Genomic DNA, 20,822 nt, shown 5'->3' on the forward strand with positions numbered 1-20,822 from the left:
GCAGTTTATGACTGGAGCATGACAGTTGAATGACAATCGGCCATAAAGCGTATGGCGTGTTAATCTCTTGGCAACCACACCTGAGCGTGCAGCCCACCCTGGGGGCGATTGCTGAGAATGACCTTGCCCTGATGCCTGTCTATGATGCGTTTGATGATCGCCAGTCCCAACCCTGAGCCGACGCTGCCGCGGGCGCTGTCGCCTTGGGTAAAGGGCTGGAACAGCTTGGGGATCTGGCTCTCGGCAATACCCGGGCCATTGTCTTCCACACTGAAACCTATGCGGTGTTTTTCCACCTGGGAAGCGATACGGATCCAGCCGCGGCCATAGCGGAAGGCGTTTTCCACCAGATTGCCGATCACCCGCTTGATGGCCAGGCTCTGCATCGGCACTTCGGGGCACTCGGCCAGTACCAGCTCTATTTCACCGACTCTGTTGCTCTCGGCCTGGGCCACTTCGCGGATTAAACGGTTGATCTGTTCCGGCTCACGAATGCTCTCCTGATCCTGGCGGATATAGGCGATAAACTGATTGATGATGGCATCCATGTCTTCAATGTCTTTGACTATGCCCTCCTGCAGGTAGGCATCGTCGTCCACCATCATCTCGGAAGCCAGCCGAATTCGGGTCAGGGGTGTTCTAAGGTCGTGGGAAATCCCCGCCATCAGCAGCGCCCTGTCCTGCTCCAGCTGTTTCATACTCTGGGACATACGGTTAAAGGCATTGGTCACTTCGACGAGCTCACTGGAGCCGGTCAGCGGCAGCGGGTCAGGGAAATTGCCTCTGGAAACTGAGATAGCCGCCTTTTGCAGCCGCCGCAGCGGCCGGTTCTGTTGCCGGGCAAACCACCAGCCACCGGCGACACTCAAGGCGCCTATCACCAGCAGATAGAGGTTAAGGGGCGACAGGGCATTTTCGTTCCAGCCATTGAGGGGAACCTTGATCCAGATGGAGGGAGCCTGAGGCGGGCGGATCCAGATCTGCAGCAGATTGCTCTGGGCAATACGCACTTCGGCCGGGCCACCGAGATATTCCGACATCTGGGTTGAGAGGAAACCATAGTAGGTCGCCCGCTCGATACCGGCTTCCCTGGCCTGTTTCTGGTTATAGACATGCATGCCATCGTCGCGCACCTTGGCATTGAGGGCGTCCACTATGGTGAGGTGTTCACGGCCCACCTCGACCCCATCGACAAACAACAGATTGATCTGGCGGGCGATAAGCTGGTTGATCTGCTGGTAGCTGGGCTTAATGAAATAAACCGTCACAGTCAAATAGGAGACCAGCTGATTGATCAGCAACAGGCAGCCTATCAGCATGACCGTTTGGCTGAAGGCACTCCTGGGCAACAGGCGTTGCCACCAGCGCAGCTTCATTTACGGGCGGCACCATCTGGCACAAACACGTACCCCAGGCCCCAAACCGTTTGGATATAGCGCGGGTTGGCGGGATCCTTTTCAATCAGCCGCCTAAGCCGGGAAACCTGGACATCGATAGAGCGCTCCAACGCCGAATAGTCGCGGCCACGGGCCAGATTCATCAGCTTGTCGCGGGACAAGGGCTCCCTAGGGTGGGTCACCAATACCTTGAGCACGGCAAATTCACCACTGGTGAGGGCGATGGACTCTTCGTTGTGGTACATCTCACGGGTGGCCAGGTTGAGGCTGAACTCGCCGAAGCTGACCATCTCTTCCTGCTGCGAAGGCGCGCCGGGGATCTCCTGCACCTGACGGCGCATTACCGCCTTGATCCGTGCCAGCAATTCTCTGGGGTTGAAGGGTTTTGGCAGATAGTCATCAGCGCCGAGTTCCAGGCCTATGATGCGGTCGACTTCATCGCCCTTGGCGGTCAGCATCACTATTGGCAGTGGGTTGCCCTGTTGTCGCAGGCGGCGACAGATGGACAGGCCATCTTCTCCCGGCAACATAAGGTCGAGCACCAGCAGGTGAAAGTTCTCCCGCTCCAGCAAGCGATCCATTTGCTCGGCATTGGCGGCGCTGCGCACCTGATAGCCTTGTTCCATCAGATAGCGCTCCAACAAGGCCCGCAGCCTCATATCATCATCGACAACCAGAATCTTGGAGGTTTCTTGTCCCATGGGCTATTCCTCGAGTGCCAAGCCTGAAACTGGCACAATAGTATCTGAAAAAGTGGCTAAATATCTTAAATTTAGCCATTTTGATACCAAAAATCACCCGAGACTTTGTAACAGTAGTTGATCTTCTGTTGCACCTCAGTGAGAACGGGCCAAATCGGCGGCCGTGAGGCTGACCCCTTTAATCTGGGCGAAGAGTGACATCCCGGGCTGCAACGCCAGCTCCTCAAGGGCCCAGCGGGTAATATTGGCCCACAGCGGCATACCCGCCAACCTCAGTCTTAGCTGCACATAGTCGCGGCTGTCGACCCGGCTCACCTCTTCCAGGGTTACCGGCAGGATATTGCGAATACTGCTGCCGCTCGGCACCTGCAGGCACACAGAGACCTGGTTGCTGTGAACCCGCACCCGTATCGGCTTATCCTGTTTGGGTAACAGTTCATTGACCCACAAGCTGTTGCCGTCGGCAAGCTGCAAACGGGTCATGGCATACTCGGGATGACTCTCGGCCACAGTGGCATGCAGCAGCGAGCTTTGCTCCTGAGCACTGAGCCAGGGTCTCAGCTCGTCACTGTCCCACACCTGTTCCAGCGGGCCGCTGAGGACGCAGCGGCCCTTGTCCAGCACCAGCATCTGATCCGCCAGTTGCAGGATCTCATCCAGACTGTGGCTGACATAGATAATCGGCAGCTTAAGTTCGGCGGTGAGCCTCTGTAGGTAGGGCAACAGCTCGCGCTTGCGCGGCAAGTCGAGCGATGCCAGCGGTTCATCCATCAAGAGGATCTCTGGGCGGGTCAGCAAGGCCCGGCCTATGGCGACCCGCTGCTTTTCCCCGCCGGAGAGGGTAAAGGGAAACCGATCGAGCAGCTTCTCCAGCCCCAAGAGTTGCACCACGGTATCAAACTCGCGACTGTCTTTATCCTTGCGGCCATAGTTGAGATTGCCGCGCACCCGATAGTGGGGAAACAGCCTGGCATCCTGAAACACAAAGCCGGCGTTACGCCGCTCAGGTGGCAGGTTGATCTTCTTTTCTTTATGAAACAACCAGCGCTCTCCCAAACGGATCTCACCGGCATCCGGCGTTGCCAAACCGCCGAGAATATTAATCAGTGAGGTCTTACCGGCGCCCGAACGGCCAAAGACGGCGCTGACCCCGGAGAGAGGTAATTCTGTGTCCACATCCAGTAGGGTTTGCCCCAGCTGTTGCCTGATAGCGATTTTCAGCATTGTCCCAGCGTCCTCTGTTGCGCCCGTTTGCTGAGCCATTGGGAAGCTATCAGCGAGGCCAGTGAAATTAATATCGCAATCACGCACAACCTGGCGGCCTCGGCCTCGGCGCCAGGGGTCTCGATAAAGGAGTACATGGCCAAGGGAATGGTGCGGGTTTCACCTGGTATATTGGAAACAAAAGTAATGGTGGAACCGAACTCCCCGAGACTGCGGGCAAAGGCCAGCACCATGCCCGAGACTATGCCGGGCGCGGTCAACGGCAAGCTGATGGTGAAGAAGACCTTGAGTCGGCCGGCGCCCAAGGTGCGCGCCGCCTGTTCCAGGCGCACATCCACCCCTTCGAGCGCCTGACGAATGGCACGAACCATTAACGGGAATGACACCACCGCGGCCGCCAGCGCGGCGCCGCGCCAACTGAAACTGAAACTGAAGCCAAAAGTGTCATAGAGCCAGCCACCGAGAAAACCGCTGCGGCCCATGGAGACCAGCAACAAATACCCTATGACCACAGGTGGCAGCACCAGTGGCAGGTGGATCAGGCTATCGAGCACAGACTTGCCGGGGAACTCCAGCCGCGCCAGCACCCAGGCACACAAAATACCAAGCGGCAGACTGCAGAGCACAGCCACAGTGGACACCTTGAGACTGAGCAGCAAGGCGGCCACTTCATAGTCGGTCAACAAGCTCAAAGTCAGGATCTCAGTTTACGCCGAAGCCGTATTTGGCAAATACCGCCTTGGCAGCGTCGGACTGCAGGAATTGATAGAAACCTTCAGCGCCTTTGTTGTGCTCTTTACCCACCAGCGCCATGGGATAGCTGATTGGCTTATGAGTCTCTTGGGGGAATACCGCCAGCTGTTTTACCCCTTTGGCAACCTTGGCATCTGTGGAATAGACAATCCCCAGAGATGACTCGCCGCGTTCAACCAACGCCAAGGCGCCGCGAACACTATTGGCTCTGGCCAGCATAGGTTCGGCCTGTTGCCACAAACCCAAGTTTTCCAGCGCCTGCTTGGCATAGCGACCGGCCGGCACATGATCTGGATCGCCAACCGCCATCCGACTGTTACCCAAAGCCTGTTTGAGATCCCAGGAAGCCGAGATTTCAACCTGGTTCAGCGCACTGCTTTTCGGCGCGATCAGCACCAGAGTGTTACGCAGCAGAGTGACCCGACTATCACTGTCAATGGCCTTGTTTTCATCGAGATAGTCCATCCATTTCTGGTTGGCCGACAGAAACAGCTCGGCGGGCGCACCTTGGGCAATCTGGCGTGCCAGCGTCGAAGAGGACGCAAAAGAGAACACGGTTTCAGTGTTATGCTTGCGGTCATATTCGGCGCCCAGTTCATTCATGGCATTGGTGAGTGAGGCGGCGGCAAAGACGGTGACTTTTTCCTTGGCACTGACGTTAAAGGCCAACAACAACCCCAGAGCCAGGCTCAGGGCTGGACGAAACAGGGACTTCATAACGACTCCTTGGTGAAATGATTACACTATTTTGGACACTGCCAACGTTATATACATAGTTATATAACGATAAGCAAGCCTGTGAGCGTCAGTGAGTGATCCCTGTGGTCTTTATCAGCGCAATGAGGGAGAATAACCCTGACACTGATAAGGAATACACCATGGATCTCAAAGCCCTGTTGACTCTCAACAATGCCGATAAACTGTTTGCCAATCCCAAACGCATTGCGCTATTGAAGCAGATACGCATTACCGGCTCCATCAGCCAGGGCGCCAAACAGGCGGGCATCAGTTACAAGGCGGCCTGGGATGCAGTCAACGACATGAATCTGCAGGCCCCTCAGCCTGTGATCAGCAGTGAAAAGGGTGGTAAAGGCGGTGGCGGCGCCAAGTTGACCGAGTTTGGCGAGCGTCTGCTGAAACTCTACGAACTGATGGATCAGATGCAGGACATGGTGCTCAAGGCGCTGTTGGATGCGGCCGTCCCCATGGATAATCTGTTGGATCTGATGGCGCACTTCTCGCTCAAGACCAGCGCCCGCAATCAACTGGCCGGTGAAGTCATTGCGCTCAAGGATGATTCTCTCAATGACAATGTCAGGGTCAAATTGGCCGGCGGGCAGGAGATAGACGCCGCCATCACCCATGCCAGCACTGACAAACTGGGACTGCATATCGGCAAGAAGGTATTGCTGCTGTTCAAGGCTCCCGCCGTCAGCATCCACTCGCTGCAGCAGCCCCTCAGCAGTGGCAACCGCCTCAAAGGCCAGTTATTGCAAATAAAACGCGATACCCAGCGCAGCGAAATTACCCTGGATATCGGCGGCAACGACCGCCTCTACGCTTCGGTATGCAACGACAGCCTTGAGGGCTTGCCATTGGCTCTGGGCGATCATCTGCAGGCCTGCTTCGAGCCGGGGCAGACACTCATCGCCTGTGTAAAATGACAAACAAAGGCATCCTGTTTATCCCATTGGCAAGAAGGCGCACTTGCAAGCACGCCTGAGTTCTGTAAACCTTCTGCATTATTGGCATCGGCGCCTGGCGCCATCAGCAGTTGACCGAATAAATCGATGAAAGCCCATTTGATTACCCGTAAGGGCTGGGAAGCCCTGGACAAAGAACTCAAATATCTGTGGAAGGAATACCGTCCCGAGATCACCCTCAAGGTACAGGAGGCCGCGGCCCAGGGTGACCGCTCCGAAAACGCAGATTACACCTACAACAAACGCTTGCTGCGACAGATAGATCGCCGGATCCGCTATCTGGTTAAACGTCTGGAAGAGCTTAAAATAGTCGACTACTCACCGCAGCAGGAAGGAAAGGTGTTTTTCGGCGCTTGGGTCGAGCTGGAAAACGACCAGGGCACTGTGGTGCGCTACCGGATTGTCGGCAAGGATGAAATAGACACCAAGAAAGGCTATATCACCATAGATTCCCCCATGGCGCGAGCACTCATAGGTAAACAGGTTGATGATGAGGTCCAAGTGCAAACCCCATCCGGGATCAAAGAGTGGTACATCAATGTGATCCAATACCAGGCGTTTGAAACAGATGTGTCAGAATAATCTCAATTTAACAATTTGTTATTGAAAAAAATCCCAGGAAAAAGGTAGACTTCCCCCGTTTGGCTCGAAGAAGTGCAGGGAGATGCCTGCCGGGCCGGACGACTCAGCTTTCAACATAGGAACAAGGAAGTGCAGACTCTCAAAAAATCCGATAAGAGTTATGGCGTAGCCGTGTGCCTTTCAGGCATTTTCGGCATCTTGGGCATACACCATTTTTACTGTGGACGTATTCTGCATGGCCTGTTTGATCTCGGTCTAGCAATAGTAGGTATTACGCTGATTTCGACAGATGATCCTACCTTGGTATTCACCGGAATAGCTGTACTGGCGGTCGATATTATCCACACAGTGATAATCACTTTCATGTTACTCGTGGGAAGCTATAAAGATGGGCAGGGTAGGCTGATCACTTACCCGGGACAAAAGTTAACTTAAGGACAAACAATGACAATCGAAAATGAGCAACTGAGCGACAAGGGTTTCGTACCTACTCTACTGCTGTGCTTCTTCCTGGGCAGCTTCGGCGTGCACCGTTTTTACACAGGTAAAATCGGTACGGGTCTGCTGATGTTACTGACCCTGGGTGGCCTGGGTATTTGGACTCTGATCGACTTTGTTCGTATTGCCATCGGTAGTTTCCGTGATGCCGAAGGCCGCCAGATCAAAGCAGCCTGATCCCTGGATGCCAGTGGCTGGAGCCACTGGCATCCTTACTCACTCCTTAGAAAGTACTCTTCCCTTACGTAACATCTCTTCCGCTTCCAGACGCTCCTGCTCCCTTTGTGCCTGAGTGGTACACCTTCTTATCGGCATCCTCGAACCTGTCACTGTGACTTTTTCACAGCGATAACCATCACTGCGATCGACTTCTGCTTGAGCCTGCTGCGTTTCATCAGTACTACTACAGGCTCCCAAACACAACACCATAACCGCCGCGGAAACACATCCTTTCATTTACTTTTTCCTGTAAAATTCTGCTGTCATTCCCAAGCTACACAATTAATCGACAAGCAACAATTGCGCTGCATTTCACCAACAAAGGCAAAGATACAAATTGGCGCCATTGAACTGCGGCCAAAGCGTCTAATATTCCGGCTATGGCGCATCAGCTCTGAGCCTTGAAACCAAAACCAAAGATCATTTATTTAACATAAGTTGCACTTCAAACCGATATAGATACAAAGTGTCACATGGCAAAACTAAAATCTGCATGATGACAATTTCGTCAAAGAGGAACCTTATGACCCGCTTACTGATATTATTGCTGTGGCTGTTACCTATCGGGATCATGGCAGCCCCCTTTTCCGGTGAGTTGCTGATAGACAAGACCTGTCCGCTGTTTCAATCGAAGAACAAGGGCACTAATCCCGGGCAGCTTTACAGCAGCCCAGGGCAGAGGCTGGAGATAGTTGAACGCCTTGGTCACAACACGCCCACCTGGTTCAGGGTCAAGACCTCAGCCACACAATCACCTCTGCGTTGGATTGCCGCCGACTGTGGCCAACTGCAAACAGGTGTGTTGCCCACGGAATCTCAAACCGATAACGCCTGTAACCTGGCCGATAAATACGATAGTCATCTACTGGCTCTGTCGTGGCAAAACGCCTTTTGTGAGTCAAAAGGTTCCAGCAAACCCGAATGTCGCAGCCAAAGCGCCGACCGCTTTGATGCCAGTCATTTCAGCTTGCACGGCTTATGGCCCAATAAGCGCTCTTGCGGCATCAGCTATGGCTATTGCGGCAAGGTCAAACACAAGCCCGATGACTTCTGCAACTATCCCACCATTGAGTTAAGCAAAGCTGTATCCCGGCGCCTGGCTCAGATGATGCCCAGTCACGCCTACGGCAGTTGCCTGGAGCGGCACGAATGGTGGAAACACGGCAGTTGCCGGGATGAAAATGCCGAAGCCTACTTTTCATTGGCACTCAGACTGACCACAGAGGTGAACCAGGCAACGCCTCTGCTCAACCTACTGCAACAAAACATCGGCGCCAAGATAGCGACCGATTCTTTAAGACAAGCGTTTCAACAGAGCTTTGGCCCTTCGAGCGAGCACAAGCTGAGTCTTAAATGTCACCGGGGAATGTTAACCGAAATTCAACTCAGCCTTCCCGAAAAGATAAATGACAGCGACCTGAAGACTCTGTTGCTACAGGCACCCAGAATTGCTTCCGGCAACTGTGGTAGCCAGATCCGCATCGATGCGGCCAACTGAGAGAAATTAGAGCGCCATAGTCAGGCGAATAATACTGAACACTGCCCCCTGGGGGTCGTTGAGCACCGCAAAGCGCCCCACATTGGGAATATCTGTGGGTGGCACACAAACCTTGCCGCCCAATTCAGCCGCCCGACAAGCCATCAGATCACAGTCATCAACACTGAAATAGATCATCCAGTGGGGCGGCACGTCACCCCACTGCTCTGTCATTTGCAGCATTCCACCAATGCCTTCATCACAGCTGTCGCTATTGAGAAACCATTCTGTATATTCAAAATCAACAGCATTCTCACTGCGACGCATCTGCCAGTTGAACACCTTGGGATAAAAGATCTTAGCCTCTTCGGGTTGTCGACAGGCGAGCTCAACCCAGCAAAGAGTGTTGGCTTCCCACTTACGCCCGGCACCGGGATGTTCGACGCCCTGCCAAACCGAAAAATGGGCCCCTTCGGGATCGGTAAATAGCGCCATCTTACCGGCGCAGCCAACCTCGTGGGGGCCCATCAGAAGCTGGCCTCCAGCGGAGCTGATGGCCTCGATACAGTGATTAATATCCTCCACCGCAAAGTAAACCGCCCAGTGACTGGGAACCCCCTGCTGCTGTAATTCAGTAGGCAATTGGTAAATGGCGCCTATATCTTCATGCGCCTGCTTCAACATAGTATAGGCGCCTTCCGGCATGGGAATATCTTCAGCTTGCCAACCAAAGAGTCGACAATAAAAGTGCTTGGCACTGTTCCAGTCCTGCGTCCCCAGCTCTACCCAACAGGGCTCGCCATGTCTGTATGCTGTAATCTTCATTATCCGGTTCCCATTTCTGTGTTGCGCAGTGGAGGCTGATGAAGCCGGTTCCATTTACGTTAAACACTAATAGAAATTATACCAGGCTGTATAGAAAATATACGACGGCAATGCCGAATTGAGAATATATGGATTTGACGATGTATAGAGGAAAAAAGCCGTAGTCTGTTGGTTAGCATAAACTTTCCCTGTCACTCTTCCCTATGCAACACAATCTGCCAACCAACAAACTACGACGGAACAATGAGATGCAAAATCTCAAACATAAAAAGGATGTAGGGCAATGGACACAATCCCTTTATGAAGAGGTAATACTGTCTTATCCCGGGTAGGATAACTGTCAGACAAATCCCAAGAGAGTTTGTCACCATTCCTAAAGCGGCGCTATTTAGACTCAGAAGGTTCAAAATGACCAGCCCCCTTTGAGAAAGGTACGGCCTTTCAGTTTATTGGCTTGTACAGATAGAAAAACGAGACCTACACCTGTGCAACCTAAATGGTCATAGGCTACAGATAACGCTCAGAGCAAAAACGAATATTGATTCATAAGCTACTGGGAGCAAATATTAACTATGACGAAACTTGGAGCGGGTGATGGGAATCGAACCCACGTATGCAGCTTGGGAAGCTGCCGTTCTACCATTGAACTACACCCGCACAAAACACTCGGCGTGGACGATATAAATTACTGACTTTTATAGTCTTGTCAAGAAGCCGCTCTTTCATTTCTTTGAAAAAGAGAGCAGCTTCTCGCTTCATGAATACTTAGGCAGGATACCAGCCATGGCCAACAGATGGCAGGCTGCCGTGAGTAATCCAAACAGCACCACTATGGCTATCAAAGGTGTCCCCCCCGGCACACGAAAGCCCTGGCTATCGGCGAATTGTTGTCTTGAGCGCCAAGCCATCAAGGCCGGCACTATAACGGCCCATACCGTAGCCGCCAAGGCAGCAAAGCCGATAGCAACCAGGAAGCCATCGGGAAACAACATACCCAACAAAGTCGGAGGCAGGAAAGTCACCAAGGCGGTCTTGGCCCTGCCGCTGCGACTGTCGTCAAAACCAAACAGATCTGCCAGATAATCAAACAAGCCCAGGGTTACTCCCAGGAATGAAGACGCCACCGCCAGATTGGCAAACAGAGTGAGCATGGTGTTGAGCAGCGAGTTATCCATCACCTTGGACAAGGCGCCGACCAATACCCCCATATTGCCACCCTGAGCAATAATAGCGCCGAATTCGCCGCGGGAAATATTCCCCATGGTAGCCACCAACCAACACAGGTAGATAGCCAAGGCAATAAAGGTACCAACAAAAATCGCCTTGATAATGGTGCCCGGTTGCTTGCCGTAGTATTTCACCAGCGACGGCACATTGCCATGATAGCCAAAACTCGCCAGGCCAAAAGGAATGGCCGCCCACAGATATGAGCCATAAGAGTTCTCACCATCAGGTAGTAACAACTTGCTGGTGTCTATGCCGATCAGCAGATTGCCTATCGCCAGAAAGAAGCTGATGATCATCCCGCCCAGCATTATAGTGGTGATGCGATCCACTGCCTTGGTGCTGATAAGCACCACCAGTGCCAACACCAGGGCAAACACCAAGGCGGCAAAGCTCTGCGGCAGGCTGATATCCATACCTTCCAGGCTGTGATTAACTATAGAACCGCCGCCACTGATATAGGCGTAAGTGAGGATATAGAGCACGAAGGTTATCGAGGCGCCGTTAAGCACCCGCCAGAACTGCCCCAAAGTTTCCTTGGTGAGGGTGTCAAAGCTGGCGCCCGGCTCAAAATGCAGGTTGGTTTCCAGCAGCAGCAGCCCGGACATGAACATGCAAAACCACACCCCCAACAACATAAGCACAGAGTAGCCAAACCACATGCCGGCGCCTTCTACCGGCAGCGAAAACATACCTGCACCGACTGTGGTCCCGGCGATGATCATGGCGCCGCCCAGCAAAGACGCCTTGGCAGGCGCCGCATTCATATGATTGGCCATCAGGCCTCCTGTTCGGCGGCGACGCTGTCAACTATGGTTTGCTTGACCTGAGGACGCAGTAGCTGGTTAGCATAATCTCGGGTTCGCTCTATATCATGGCGGGTATCTTCCTTGGTGAGATACCCAAGCTCTTTGAGCTTGATGCTCACAATGCCATAGAGTTTTTTGTCGTAAAACTCGGGGGCAGTAATCCCATGCAGCGCGCCCAGACGACTGGCCAACTTGTGGCTTTCGCGCTCCAAGTCGCCACGCTCAATACCCGGGTGAGCGGCCAGCAAGTTAAAGATGATGGCATAACGCTGAAGAGTTTCGCTCATGGTTTCGGCCAGCAGCGCCAGCGGATTGATCCCGGCTTCCAACACTCGGAAACCATCGGCTTCTTCGGCCACCAAACCTTTGACAATGAAACGATCCAGCAGTTGATCGGCATAGGCACTGACATCGGCCTTACCCATAAACAGTTCGGCCTGCAGCAGAGGGTAGAAATCCTCAAGCACCGCCTGCATCTGAGCTCGGCTGCACTGCTCTTGACGCACCAGGCAGCTGGCCAGCAAAGCAGGCACCATAAACAAGTGAATAATGTTGTTGCGATAGTAAGTCATGGTTACCGCAATCGACTCGTCGATTGAGATAATATCACCCAGTGCATCTTCCTGAACCGTAAACTTATTCAGCTCCAGACCTTGTTGCAGCAATTGCTTACCGTCACCTTCGGCCACCGAGATGTACTGGGTGTAAGGAACTTCCTTGAGCAGATCCAGATACAGGTCCAACTGACGTTCCAACTGGCTTCGCTCCAGCGCATTCTGCTCTGATGACAAGAGTACCAGGCTGGTAAGAGTCACGGCGCTGGCTGCTGCGGCATCGTTGATATGGGTCATCACTCGATTGGCCAGAGTATTGACAGCCGGAGTCAACCAGCTGGGTTTCTGCTCGGGATCAGCCGCCACTTCTTCGCGCCAGTTGGGTGCCGCTTCACTGAGGAAGTTCTGCAGGGTCACAGGTTCACCAAAGTTAACATAACCCTGACCAAAATTACCCAGCTTACGCAAGGCGCCAACCACCTGCCAGACAGATTCTTTTTGCTTCTTCTTGCCGCTGAGTTCTTTGTGATAAGTGGCCACTTCCATAACATGGTCATAACCCAGGTACACAGGCACCAAAGTCACCGGCCGCTCAATACCCCGCAACACAGAGTTGACTGTCATCGCCAGCATCCCTGTCTTTGGCGACAGCAGCCGCCCGGTACGGGAGCGACCACCTTCGGTGAAGTACTCGACCGAATAGCCTTTGGCAAACAACTGATCCAGATACTCACGGAACACTGCGGTATAGAGTTTATTCCCGTTGAAACTTCGGCGGATAAAGAAAGCACCACCACGACGGAATATAGGTCCGGCAGGCCAGAAGTTCAGGTTGATACCGGCGGCTATGTGGGGCGGAACCATACCCTGAAAATAGAGAATATAGGAGAGCAGCAGGTAATCCATATGACTGCGGTGGCAAGGTACATAAACTATCTCATGACCATCATGGTGCAACTGGCGTATCTGCTCGGCACCCTTAATGTTGATCCCCTTGTAGAGCTTGTTCCATAACCAAGTGAGGATCCGCTGGGCAATACGCACCAGGCTGTCTGAATAGTGGGCTGCAATCTCATCGAGATATTCCTCCGCCATCTCCCTGGCCCTGGCCTCAGGGATCTTCTTGGCTGCAGCCTCCTCCTTAATTGCCTTCTTAAGCGTTTCCGAACGTAACAATTCATTGAACAACGCCTGACGATTAGGCAGTAATGGCCCTGTCATCACCTTGCGTTGCCGACGAAAATGCACCCTGGCCACCCGAGACAACTTATGGGCAATAGCCTTGTCGGTTCCATGTTCATCGGCCATCAGCCGCAGCGATACCGCATTGGAAAACTGCACAAAGTTGTCACGTCCCAGGAACAGGATCATCAGAAACTTGCGCAGCCAAGTGGGATTTTCCCGCTCAAATACGGCGGCGCGCATGCTGTCATCTTCCTTGCCCGGAGTGCGGCCCCAATAGAGGCTCACGGGCACCAATTGAATATCCAATTCAGGATTGACCTGATGCAGGTTCAACAGCGAAGTGAAACAGCTGAGAAAAGGTTTATTGCTCTTACGCTTACCGAACAGGGGCTTGGCACCTTCCAGGCAGACGACTCTGGGGACGGTAATATCATCAACCTTGAGCGTCTCATAAGGGCAAGGCAAACCAAACTTACGGGTAACTTCCGCCAACGCCGCGATATCACTGACAGACTCCGTCTTCATCACGTAGGCCATCGGCTTGGCGAGATCCAGGTTCAAATCTGCGAAAGGATCCTGAGGCACCACAGTGGTATGCACCAGCTTGCTTTGGAGCCAGCGAAGGGATTTAAACCAGAATGAATCTTGTTTGGACATGTTTTTCAGTGTCTGAGCCACAATCAATAGCCCAATAGAATACCAGAACTTCCTGAACCTTAGCTAGGGAAGGTGCGAACCGGCCCCGACGACTCCTCTGGCAAATGCCTTGAACTCCCCATTGATGCGTAAGCCAGGCCGTCCAAATCTGCCACAGGTTGAAACATTTACCCTTCCCCTAAACGTTTCAATTTTGGTTAATACTTGCACTGATCAAAATACTGTATATACTGACAGGTACTGTATGAAAAAACAGGAATCATCATGAGACCACTGACACCGCGCCAGGCACAGATTCTGGAACTGATTAAACGCAATATAGCCGACACCGGCATGCCACCAACCCGGGCCGAAATTGCTACCCGGTTAGGCTTTAAGAGTGCCAATGCCGCCGAGGAACACCTCAAGGCGCTGGCCAAGAAAGGCTGTATTGAGATCATACCAGGCACCTCTCGCGGCATTCGTCTACCTCATGATGAACAAGCCGAGTCAGAAACCGGCCTCCCGCTAATAGGTCAGGTCGCCGCCGGTGAACCTATACTGGCACAGGAGCATGTGGAACAGTATTACCAGGTCGACCCTAGTATGTTCCATCCCAGTGCCGACTTCCTGCTGCGGGTGCGCGGCGACAGCATGAAGAATATAGGCATTCTCGAAGGTGATCTCCTGGCGGTTCACAAGGTACAGGAAGCCCGTAACGGTCAAGTCGTGGTGGCCAGGGTTGAAGATGATGTAACGGTAAAACGTTTTGAAAAGAAAGGTAATGTGGTTTATCTACATGCCGAGAACGAGGCTTACTCCCCAATCAAAGTCGACCTGACTTTTCAGCCGTTGACCATTGAAGGACTGGCGGTAGGGATAATACGCAATGGAGACTGGCTATGAGTATAATGACAGGCAACGCCCCAAGACACCCAGGCCTGTGGACAGACACCAGTATTGCCGGCAATCAGCCTTGGCAACATACAGGTATCTCCAGCTTGGCCAGCCATAGCCAGGGACGTCAGGAGTTATTGCGCCTCTGCCCTCAATTGGCGCAACTGAGCCAACAGGGGCGCTGGATTGTCTTGATTAACGCCCCGGCCAGCATAGGTTACAAGGAAACCTTAGCAAGGGCCGGTGTCAGAATGGATAGAGTGCTCTTGGTGCGCACCAAGGATGAAGTTGAAGCCTTGTGGGCAACAGAAAGAGCCCTGACCAACGGCACCTCCAGTGCAGTGATCAGTTGGATAGACAGCCTGGATGCCCGTGATAACCGCCGATTGCAGCTGGTCGCCCGTAACGCCAGAGCCATGGGCGTAGTGCTGGAAACAGGACGGCAGGCGAAAGAGATAGATAACCGCCTCAACGAACTTACCCGCTCCATCCATTGATGGTGTGTTTAAAAGGCCATTCTAGAATGGCCTTTATTCTGCGCCTTTTTGGTGCAATACCTTTCCTTAGTAAATCGACGCAAACCCGCGCTGGTCAGCCTCTCACGCAGAATTCACCTCTGGATTAACAGGCGCTTTTTTTTCATATAGTTAGAAAACATCGTGATCTTGATCAATATTTAATCTACAAGTAATGTAGGAACAACGATTGTGTTATCTCCATGCAATTCGTCGTAGGTTGACCGTCCCATTTCGATTCATAGCGAGTGGTGCCGTCGCCGGAAATGCTGAGTATATTCAGCGGTAAGTGCAACAGTGGTTACCACCTGTATACCTAGAGCTAAGTGAAACCGCCGCCGCACTTTGAAGTCATCGTTGCTTTTTTGGGAACTGAAGAGTTTGCATAGAGCAAAGACTTACTGTGTGACTCTTCTTTGTAGTTGCGAATGCAATTGACAGAGGAGATGTCTTGTGAAGCAATGGCTGTGTGTTTTGCTGACCTTGTTGTGCGTCAGCTTGTTGTCTCCAGGTGCTCAGGCAGATATGCCCTTGAATATGACTCAAGGGGTAACTGAGATCAGTGGCAAGGTGTATCACCTGCACATGATCATTCTATATATTTGCTGCGCCATAGGTTTGGTCGTATTCGGCGTGATGATCTACGCCATGATCAACCATAGAAAATCTAAAGGGGCAGTCGCGTCCCAATTCCATGAAAGTACCAAGGTAGAAATTGCCTGGACGCTTATCCCCTTCTTAATCCTAATCCTAATGGCGATCCCCGCAACCAAGACGCTGATTGCCATGGAGGATCCCAGTGATGCCGACCTGACGGTCAAGATCACCGGCTCGCAATGGAAATGGCACTACAGCTATTTCGGCGAAGACATCGACTTCTTCAGCATATTGGCAACGCCGAGATCCCAGATAGAAGGCCAGGAAGCCAAGGGCGAGCACTACCTGCTTGAAGTCGACAAGCCGTTGGTATTGCCCATCAATCGCAAAGTCCGATTCTTGATGACCTCAGATGATGTGATCCACTCCTGGTGGGTGCCCGCCTTTGCTGTCAAAAAAGATGCCAACCCCGGCTTTATCAACGAGGCCTGGACCCGGATAGACAAGCCGGGGATCTACCGCGGCCAATGTGCCGAGCTTTGCGGTAAAGACCACGGCTTTATGCCGATTGTGGTGCAGGTACTGGCAGAAGAGGAGTTCGACGCCTGGATAGCAGAGCAGAAACAAGCCGCGGCTACGGCCGCCGAAGAAGCTCAGGCAGCCCTCAGTGAGACCATGAGCCATGATGAGGCCATGGCGCTTGGCGAACAGATCTATATGGCGCGCTGCGCCGCCTGTCATCAGCCCAACGGCGCCGGACTTCAAGGGGTATTCCCTGGGCTCAAGGGCAGTGCTATTGCCATAGGCCCAATAGCTGCCCATCTGGACATAGTGATCCATGGCAAGACAGGCACCGCCATGCAGGCCTTCGGCAAACAGATTACCGCCAAGGAACTGGCCGCTGTGGTGACCTATGAGCGTAATGCCTGGGGCAATAACACAGGCGACACAGTGCAAGCCGCCGACGTCAATAACCACGGGCAGTAGGGGGAGAAGATGAACTCATTCAGTCAAGATGCGAAAGCCGGCGTTCAGGAAATCACTGAGCAGGAACACCAGCATCATCACGCCCCCAAGGGGATCATGCGCTGGTTGCTGACCACCAACCATAAAGATATAGGCACACTCTATCTCTGGTTCAGCTTCATCATGTTCCTGATAGGGGGCGCCATGGCCATGGTGATCCGTGCTGAGTTATTCCAGCCCGGATTGCAACTGGTCGAGCCCAACTTCTTTAACCAAATGACCACAGTTCATGGCCTTATCATGGTTTTTGGCGCCGTGATGCCGGCCTTTACCGGTCTGGCCAACTGGTTGATCCCCATGATGATAGGTGCGCCGGATATGGCGCTGCCGCGGATGAACAACTGGAGCTTCTGGATTTTGCCTTTCGCCTTCTTAATCCTGCTTAGCTCATTGTTTATGGAAGGCGGCGGCCCCAATTTTGGCTGGACCTTCTATGCCCCATTGTCGACCACTTATAGCGCCGACAGCACTGCCTTGTTTGTTTTCTCAATACATATCATGGGGATAAGCTCAATCATGGGGGCGATCAACGTGATAGTCACCATAGTGAATCTGCGCGCACCTGGCATGAACTGGATGAAGCTGCCCCTGTTCGTCTGGACCTGGCTTATCACCGCTTTCCTTCTGATAGCCGTCATGCCGGTATTGGCCGGGGCTGTGACCATGGTACTGACAGACAAATTCTTCGGCACCAGCTTCTTCGATGCCGCCGGCGGCGGAGATCCTGTGATGTTCCAGCATATTTTCTGGTTCTTCGGCCACCCCGAGGTGTACATAATGATATTGCCGTCATTCGGCATCATCTCGGCCATCATTCCGGCATTCAGCCGCAAGCCTTTGTTTGGCTACGCCTCAATGGTCTACGCCACCGCCAGCATCGCGATCCTCTCCTTCCTGGTGTGGGCACACCACATGTTCACCACAGGTATGCCTGTCTTTGCCGAACTCTTTTTTATGTACTGCACCATGCTGATTGCCGTGCCAACCGGGGTCAAGGTATTCAACTGGGTTGCCACCATGTGGCGGGGATCCATCAGCTTTGAAGCCCCTATGATGTTCGCTTGTGCCTTTATTATTCTCTTCACCATAGGCGGCTTCTCCGGCCTGATGTTGGCAATCACCCCAGCCGACTTCCAATACCATGATACTTACTTTGTGGTTGCCCATTTTCATTATGTGCTGGTCACCGGTGCCATCTTCTCCATCATGGCCGCCGCCTATTACTGGCTACCCAAGTGGACCGGGCATATGTACAGCGAGACCTTGGCCAAGTGGCATTTTTGGTGTTCGGTCATTTCGGTCAATGTGTTGTTCTTCCCGATGCATTTCCTCGGGTTGGCCGGTATGCCCAGACGCATCCCCGACTACTCGGTGCAGTTTGCCGATGTCAATCAGATTGTCTCCATAGGCGGTTTTGCCTTTGGCCTGTCACAGCTGATATTTCTGGTGCTGGTGATCAAGTGTATTCGCGGCGGCGCCCAGGCTCCGGCCAAACCTTGGGAAGGTGCCCAGGGGCTTGAGTGGACACTCCCAAGTCCGGCGCCTTATCACACCTTCAGCACTCCGCCGGAGATTAAGTGATATGGCAGACTCCCGCCCTGACAACCGTAAACTGGTACGCCTGCTGCTGCTTGGCGCCGTAGCCATGTTCGGCTTCGGCTTTGCCCTGGTGCCGCTCTATGACGTGCTTTGTCAGCAGTTGGGGATCAATGGCAAGACCAACACCAGCGCCGCCACTTATAGTGCCCAAGTGGATAACAGCCGCTTGGTCACTGTGGAGTTTATCTCTCAGGTGGCCAAGGGAATGCCGTGGGAGTTCAAGCCGGAAGTGACCCGTATCAAGGTGCATCCCGGCCAGTTGACCCATACCCGCTTTCTGGCCCGCAACCTGTCACACCAATACAAGATAGGTCAGGCGATCCCTTCCGTTTCACCGGGACAAGGCGCCGCCTACTTCAATAAAACCGAGTGCTTCTGTTTCAATCAGCAGCCGCTGGCTGCCGATGCCAGTGCCGAGCTGCCGCTGGTGTTTTACGTGGATCCGGACCTGCCGGACTCCATCAGCACTCTGACCCTCTCTTACACCCTCTATGACATCACGGATAGACAGATATCCGATGCCCTGGAGCAAGGAGCAGCGAAATGACCAGTAAACATGAACACTATTATGTTCCGGCTCAAAGCGCCTGGCCGATTGTCGGCGCATTGGGGCTTTTCCTTATCGCCTATGGTGCCGGTACTTATGTATCCCAGCTCAAGTCTGACGGGGGCCACGGCAGTTACGTACTGCTGGCGGGAATTGCCGTCATTCTGTTCATGCTGATTGGCTGGTTCAGAAACGTGATCCATGAATCCATGAGTGGTCTCTATTCGCCACAGATGGACAGGTCATTTCGTCAGGGAATGAGTTGGTTCATCTTCTCTGAGGTGATGTTCTTTGCGGCCTTTTTCGGCGCCCTCTTCTATGCCCGTATGGTGGCCGTGCCTTGGTTGGGTGGCGCATCCAACAATGCCATGACCAACGAAGTGCTCTGGCCCGGATTCAGCGCAGGCTGGCCCTTACTGAAAACCCCGGACGGTACTGAAACCCAAGCCATGGGTTGGAATGGTTTACCCCTTTTCAACACCATTATTCTGCTCACCTCCTCTATTACCCTGCACTTTGCCCACCTAGGGTTAGAGAAAGGCAAACGCACCGCCTTAACCCTCTGGCTTGGACTCACCATCTTGCTGGGACTGGCCTTTCTAATCTTGCAGGGAGAGGAATATGTCCATGCCTACACTGAGCTGGGGCTGACGCTGCAGTCCGGTGTCTATGGCAACACCTTCTTCCTGCTGACAGGTTTCCACGGTATGCATGTGACTCTGGGCACGCTATTCCTGTTGGTGCTGTTTTTCAGGGTTTTAAAGGGGCACTTCAGCGCTGAGCGTCACTTTGCCTTTCAGGCCGGCAGCTGGTATTGGCACTTTGTCGATGTGGTTTGGCTATGCCTGTTTGTTTTTGTGTATGTGCTTTAGTAAGGCCGGGGATTGGGGGAAATAATCCCCAGCGCCAATGCCAGCAGCAACAAAAGAACCACCAGCGCCGAAAACAACACCCGGCGGCCAAGAAAACGGCTCATGGGAACAGATGAATCGCCGCGCACCATGATCCACAGGGCGCGACCAAGGTTGAAAATGATGAACAGCAGTAGCAGTACCAATATGACTTTAAAGAAAAAACTGACTGACATTCACTCTCCCATCCCTTGGGGGCGTTACCTTGCACTGTTATTTACTTTGGGGCTGTTTCTACTCATGGTCAAGCTGGGATTCTGGCAACTGCAGCGCGCTGAAGAAAAGCAACTATTGGCTCAGGAGATTGCCGCCAAAGCGGATGCGGGGCCAAACAGTTTTTCAGCTCTGCTGAGGCAAGACCCTGGCAGCCGGCTCACAGGGCAGAAACTGCAGCTGAGTGCCAATGTATTGAGCGGCAAGCAATTGCTGCTGGACAACCAGGTGTATCAGGGACGCGTGGGCTACCTGTTGCTGCAACCTCTGCAAGTTGAGCCGGAGCAACCCTGGCTATTGCTGGAGCTGGGGTTTATCCCAGCCGCAGAAAAACGCAGTGAACTGCCAGAGATATTGCCATTACCGCCACGCCTCACCCTCGAAGGCCGATTGTGGCAAAAGGGCAGTAACCCACTGAGCCAGGAGCTCTTGGCCGAAGCCGGTTGGCCCAAGCGAATACAAAATCTCAACTGGCCGCAGCTCGAGCACTTGCTTGGGCACAAACTGATCCCGGCCGTGCTGCAGCCGGAGCAACTGGAAGGTGTGGACTTGCCAAGACCCTGGCAGCCATTGCCCATGTCGGCTGAAAAGCACCTGGGTTATGCCCTGCAGTGGTTTTCCATGGCTGCCGCCCTGTTGTTACTGCTTGTCTGGTGGCGCTGGAAACTGAATCGACACTAACCACACTAACCATAGGGCGAGCTGAATTCAGAACGCCCAATTACAGCAA

Annotated in this window: 21 protein-coding genes, 1 tRNA gene and 1 pseudogene; 12 read left to right on the top strand and 11 right to left on the bottom strand. The window is 53.2% G+C overall.

What is annotated here, in order from left to right; genetic code table 11:
• Positions 1 to 59 precede the first annotated feature (59 nt).
• The 5 genes from envZ to modA all read right to left on the bottom strand — a co-directional run bounded on the left by envZ (position 60) and on the right by modA (position 4,792).
• A complete protein-coding gene (envZ, locus tag WKR14_RS20520) occupies positions 60 to 1,376 on the bottom strand; it encodes a two-component system sensor histidine kinase EnvZ (protein ID WP_028780858.1) in 1,317 nt (438 codons plus the stop codon).
• Positions 1,373 to 2,098 (bottom strand): two-component system response regulator OmpR, encoded by a 726-nt coding sequence (gene ompR / locus WKR14_RS20525; protein ID WP_025010803.1) that lies wholly within the window; start codon positions 2,096 to 2,098, stop codon positions 1,373 to 1,375. The genes envZ and ompR overlap by 4 nt, the downstream gene beginning before the upstream one ends.
• Positions 2,099 to 2,233: 135 nt before the next feature.
• The gene (gene modC / locus WKR14_RS20530; RefSeq protein WP_101054153.1) at positions 2,234 to 3,322 is read right to left on the bottom strand and encodes a molybdenum ABC transporter ATP-binding protein ModC; all 1,089 of its coding nucleotides are present in this window, start codon (positions 3,320 to 3,322) and stop codon (positions 2,234 to 2,236) included.
• Positions 3,316 to 4,008 carry a molybdate ABC transporter permease subunit gene (gene modB, locus WKR14_RS20535; protein ID WP_028780857.1) on the bottom strand — a complete coding sequence of 231 codons (693 nt, stop codon included), beginning with the start codon at positions 4,006 to 4,008 and terminating at the stop codon, positions 3,316 to 3,318. The genes modC and modB overlap by 7 nt, the downstream gene beginning before the upstream one ends.
• A 16-nt stretch (positions 4,009 to 4,024) precedes the next feature.
• Positions 4,025 to 4,792, bottom strand: a complete 768-nt coding sequence (gene modA, locus WKR14_RS20540; protein WP_339087129.1) for a molybdate ABC transporter substrate-binding protein — start codon at positions 4,790 to 4,792, stop codon at positions 4,025 to 4,027.
• A gap of 161 nt (positions 4,793 to 4,953) precedes the next feature.
• On the opposite strand from modA, the gene WKR14_RS20545 reads away from it, so the two are divergent.
• The 4 genes from WKR14_RS20545 to WKR14_RS20555 all read left to right on the top strand — a co-directional run bounded on the left by WKR14_RS20545 (position 4,954) and on the right by WKR14_RS20555 (position 7,035).
• Complete coding sequence (locus WKR14_RS20545; RefSeq protein WP_101054147.1) at positions 4,954 to 5,739, top strand: TOBE domain-containing protein; 786 nt, start codon at positions 4,954 to 4,956, stop codon at positions 5,737 to 5,739.
• A 126-nt stretch (positions 5,740 to 5,865) separates the two neighbouring features.
• Complete coding sequence (gene greB / locus WKR14_RS20550) at positions 5,866 to 6,360, top strand: transcription elongation factor GreB (protein WP_039035338.1); 495 nt, start codon at positions 5,866 to 5,868, stop codon at positions 6,358 to 6,360.
• Positions 6,361 to 6,489: 129 nt separating this feature from the next.
• Entirely contained in the window at positions 6,490 to 6,795 is a 306-nt protein-coding gene (locus WKR14_RS21425; RefSeq protein WP_157823036.1) for an NINE protein, read from the top strand.
• A gap of 9 nt (positions 6,796 to 6,804) precedes the next feature.
• The gene (locus tag WKR14_RS20555; protein ID WP_039035336.1) at positions 6,805 to 7,035 is read left to right on the top strand and encodes a TM2 domain-containing protein; all 231 of its coding nucleotides are present in this window, start codon (positions 6,805 to 6,807) and stop codon (positions 7,033 to 7,035) included.
• 39 nt (positions 7,036 to 7,074) lie between these two features.
• Here the strand turns inward: WKR14_RS20555 and WKR14_RS20560 are convergent, their stop codons facing one another.
• A complete protein-coding gene (locus WKR14_RS20560) occupies positions 7,075 to 7,314 on the bottom strand; it encodes a hypothetical protein (RefSeq protein ID WP_101054141.1) in 240 nt (79 codons plus the stop codon).
• A gap of 286 nt (positions 7,315 to 7,600) precedes the next feature.
• Here WKR14_RS20560 and WKR14_RS20565 point away from each other — a divergent pair, with 286 nt between their 5' ends.
• Positions 7,601 to 8,575 (top strand): ribonuclease T2 family protein, encoded by a 975-nt coding sequence (locus tag WKR14_RS20565; RefSeq protein ID WP_335921378.1) that lies wholly within the window; start codon positions 7,601 to 7,603, stop codon positions 8,573 to 8,575.
• Between the two features lie 6 nt (positions 8,576 to 8,581).
• Here the strand turns inward: WKR14_RS20565 and WKR14_RS20570 are convergent, their stop codons facing one another.
• The 4 genes from WKR14_RS20570 to plsB form a co-directional block, all read right to left on the bottom strand.
• On the bottom strand, positions 8,582 to 9,379 hold the full coding sequence (locus WKR14_RS20570; RefSeq protein WP_101054135.1) for a VOC family protein: 798 nt from the start codon (positions 9,377 to 9,379) through the stop codon (positions 8,582 to 8,584).
• Between the two features lie 583 nt (positions 9,380 to 9,962).
• Positions 9,963 to 10,036: transfer RNA gene (locus WKR14_RS20575), tRNA-Gly, on the bottom strand.
• A 98-nt stretch (positions 10,037 to 10,134) separates the two neighbouring features.
• Positions 10,135 to 11,382 carry a tryptophan permease gene (gene mtr / locus WKR14_RS20580; RefSeq protein ID WP_101054132.1) on the bottom strand — a complete coding sequence of 416 codons (1,248 nt, stop codon included), beginning with the start codon at positions 11,380 to 11,382 and terminating at the stop codon, positions 10,135 to 10,137.
• Positions 11,382 to 13,808 (bottom strand): glycerol-3-phosphate 1-O-acyltransferase PlsB, encoded by a 2,427-nt coding sequence (plsB, locus tag WKR14_RS20585; protein ID WP_101054290.1) that lies wholly within the window; start codon positions 13,806 to 13,808, stop codon positions 11,382 to 11,384. Before plsB ends, mtr begins: the two co-directional genes overlap by 1 nt.
• A gap of 264 nt (positions 13,809 to 14,072) precedes the next feature.
• Between plsB and lexA the strand changes: the two genes are divergently transcribed.
• The 6 genes and pseudogenes from lexA to WKR14_RS20615 all read left to right on the top strand — a co-directional run bounded on the left by lexA (position 14,073) and on the right by WKR14_RS20615 (position 19,840).
• Positions 14,073 to 14,693, top strand: a complete 621-nt coding sequence (lexA, locus tag WKR14_RS20590; protein WP_101054130.1) for a transcriptional repressor LexA — start codon at positions 14,073 to 14,075, stop codon at positions 14,691 to 14,693.
• A complete protein-coding gene (locus WKR14_RS20595; protein WP_165565873.1) occupies positions 14,690 to 15,181 on the top strand; it encodes a cell division inhibitor SulA in 492 nt (163 codons plus the stop codon). Before lexA ends, WKR14_RS20595 begins: the two co-directional genes overlap by 4 nt.
• Before the next feature lie 471 nt (positions 15,182 to 15,652).
• Positions 15,653 to 16,774: pseudogene (gene coxB, locus WKR14_RS20600) on the top strand (cytochrome c oxidase subunit II); the annotation flags it as partial.
• 18 nt (positions 16,775 to 16,792) lie between these two features.
• Positions 16,793 to 18,403, top strand: coding sequence for a cytochrome c oxidase subunit I (ctaD, locus tag WKR14_RS20605; RefSeq protein WP_101054124.1), 1,611 nt, complete (start codon positions 16,793 to 16,795; stop codon positions 18,401 to 18,403).
• Position 18,404: 1 nt separating this feature from the next.
• The gene (locus WKR14_RS20610) at positions 18,405 to 18,968 is read left to right on the top strand and encodes a cytochrome c oxidase assembly protein (protein WP_028780846.1); all 564 of its coding nucleotides are present in this window, start codon (positions 18,405 to 18,407) and stop codon (positions 18,966 to 18,968) included.
• Positions 18,965 to 19,840 carry a cytochrome c oxidase subunit 3 gene (locus WKR14_RS20615; RefSeq protein WP_025888193.1) on the top strand — a complete coding sequence of 292 codons (876 nt, stop codon included), beginning with the start codon at positions 18,965 to 18,967 and terminating at the stop codon, positions 19,838 to 19,840. Before WKR14_RS20610 ends, WKR14_RS20615 begins: the two co-directional genes overlap by 4 nt.
• Here the strand turns inward: WKR14_RS20615 and WKR14_RS20620 are convergent.
• Positions 19,837 to 20,055: a DUF2909 family protein gene (locus WKR14_RS20620; RefSeq protein ID WP_025010819.1), complete on the bottom strand. Its 219-nt coding sequence runs from the start codon at positions 20,053 to 20,055 to the stop codon at positions 19,837 to 19,839. The two genes, WKR14_RS20615 and WKR14_RS20620, sit on opposite strands and share 4 nt — an antisense overlap.
• Between WKR14_RS20620 and WKR14_RS20625 the strand changes: the two genes are divergently transcribed.
• Positions 20,027 to 20,773: an SURF1 family protein gene (locus tag WKR14_RS20625; protein ID WP_101054285.1), complete on the top strand. Its 747-nt coding sequence runs from the start codon at positions 20,027 to 20,029 to the stop codon at positions 20,771 to 20,773. The genes WKR14_RS20620 and WKR14_RS20625 overlap by 29 nt on opposite strands.
• The last annotated feature ends 49 nt before the right edge of the window (positions 20,774 to 20,822 follow it).

This window comes from Shewanella chilikensis, assembly GCF_037953065.1.
Lineage (GTDB): Bacteria > Pseudomonadota > Gammaproteobacteria > Enterobacterales > Shewanellaceae > Shewanella > Shewanella chilikensis.

Excerpts from the sequence above, each read along its gene's own strand:
- mtr (WP_101054132.1), bottom strand. The coding sequence starts at position 11,382 with ATGGCCAATCATATGAATGCGGCGCCTGCCAAGGCGTCTTTGCTGGGC.
- WKR14_RS20555 (WP_039035336.1), top strand. The coding sequence starts at position 6,805 with ATGACAATCGAAAATGAGCAACTGAGCGACAAGGGTTTCGTACCTACT.
- greB (WP_039035338.1), top strand. The coding sequence starts at position 5,866 with ATGAAAGCCCATTTGATTACCCGTAAGGGCTGGGAAGCCCTGGACAAA.
- modA (WP_339087129.1), bottom strand. The coding sequence starts at position 4,792 with ATGAAGTCCCTGTTTCGTCCAGCCCTGAGCCTGGCTCTGGGGTTGTTG.
- ctaD (WP_101054124.1), top strand. The coding sequence starts at position 16,793 with ATGAACTCATTCAGTCAAGATGCGAAAGCCGGCGTTCAGGAAATCACT.
- plsB (WP_101054290.1), bottom strand. The coding sequence starts at position 13,808 with ATGTCCAAACAAGATTCATTCTGGTTTAAATCCCTTCGCTGGCTCCAA.
- WKR14_RS20565 (WP_335921378.1), top strand. The coding sequence starts at position 7,601 with ATGACCCGCTTACTGATATTATTGCTGTGGCTGTTACCTATCGGGATC.
- modC (WP_101054153.1), bottom strand. The coding sequence starts at position 3,322 with ATGCTGAAAATCGCTATCAGGCAACAGCTGGGGCAAACCCTACTGGAT.
- WKR14_RS20570 (WP_101054135.1), bottom strand. The coding sequence starts at position 9,379 with ATGAAGATTACAGCATACAGACATGGCGAGCCCTGTTGGGTAGAGCTG.
- envZ (WP_028780858.1), bottom strand. The coding sequence starts at position 1,376 with ATGAAGCTGCGCTGGTGGCAACGCCTGTTGCCCAGGAGTGCCTTCAGC.
- WKR14_RS20595 (WP_165565873.1), top strand. The coding sequence starts at position 14,690 with ATGAGTATAATGACAGGCAACGCCCCAAGACACCCAGGCCTGTGGACA.
- ompR (WP_025010803.1), bottom strand. The coding sequence starts at position 2,098 with ATGGGACAAGAAACCTCCAAGATTCTGGTTGTCGATGATGATATGAGG.
- lexA (WP_101054130.1), top strand. The coding sequence starts at position 14,073 with ATGAGACCACTGACACCGCGCCAGGCACAGATTCTGGAACTGATTAAA.
- WKR14_RS20625 (WP_101054285.1), top strand. The coding sequence starts at position 20,027 with ATGACTTTAAAGAAAAAACTGACTGACATTCACTCTCCCATCCCTTGG.
- WKR14_RS20545 (WP_101054147.1), top strand. The coding sequence starts at position 4,954 with ATGGATCTCAAAGCCCTGTTGACTCTCAACAATGCCGATAAACTGTTT.
- WKR14_RS20615 (WP_025888193.1), top strand. The coding sequence starts at position 18,965 with ATGACCAGTAAACATGAACACTATTATGTTCCGGCTCAAAGCGCCTGG.
- WKR14_RS20610 (WP_028780846.1), top strand. The coding sequence starts at position 18,405 with ATGGCAGACTCCCGCCCTGACAACCGTAAACTGGTACGCCTGCTGCTG.
- WKR14_RS20620 (WP_025010819.1), bottom strand. The coding sequence starts at position 20,055 with ATGTCAGTCAGTTTTTTCTTTAAAGTCATATTGGTACTGCTACTGCTG.
- WKR14_RS20560 (WP_101054141.1), bottom strand. The coding sequence starts at position 7,314 with ATGAAAGGATGTGTTTCCGCGGCGGTTATGGTGTTGTGTTTGGGAGCC.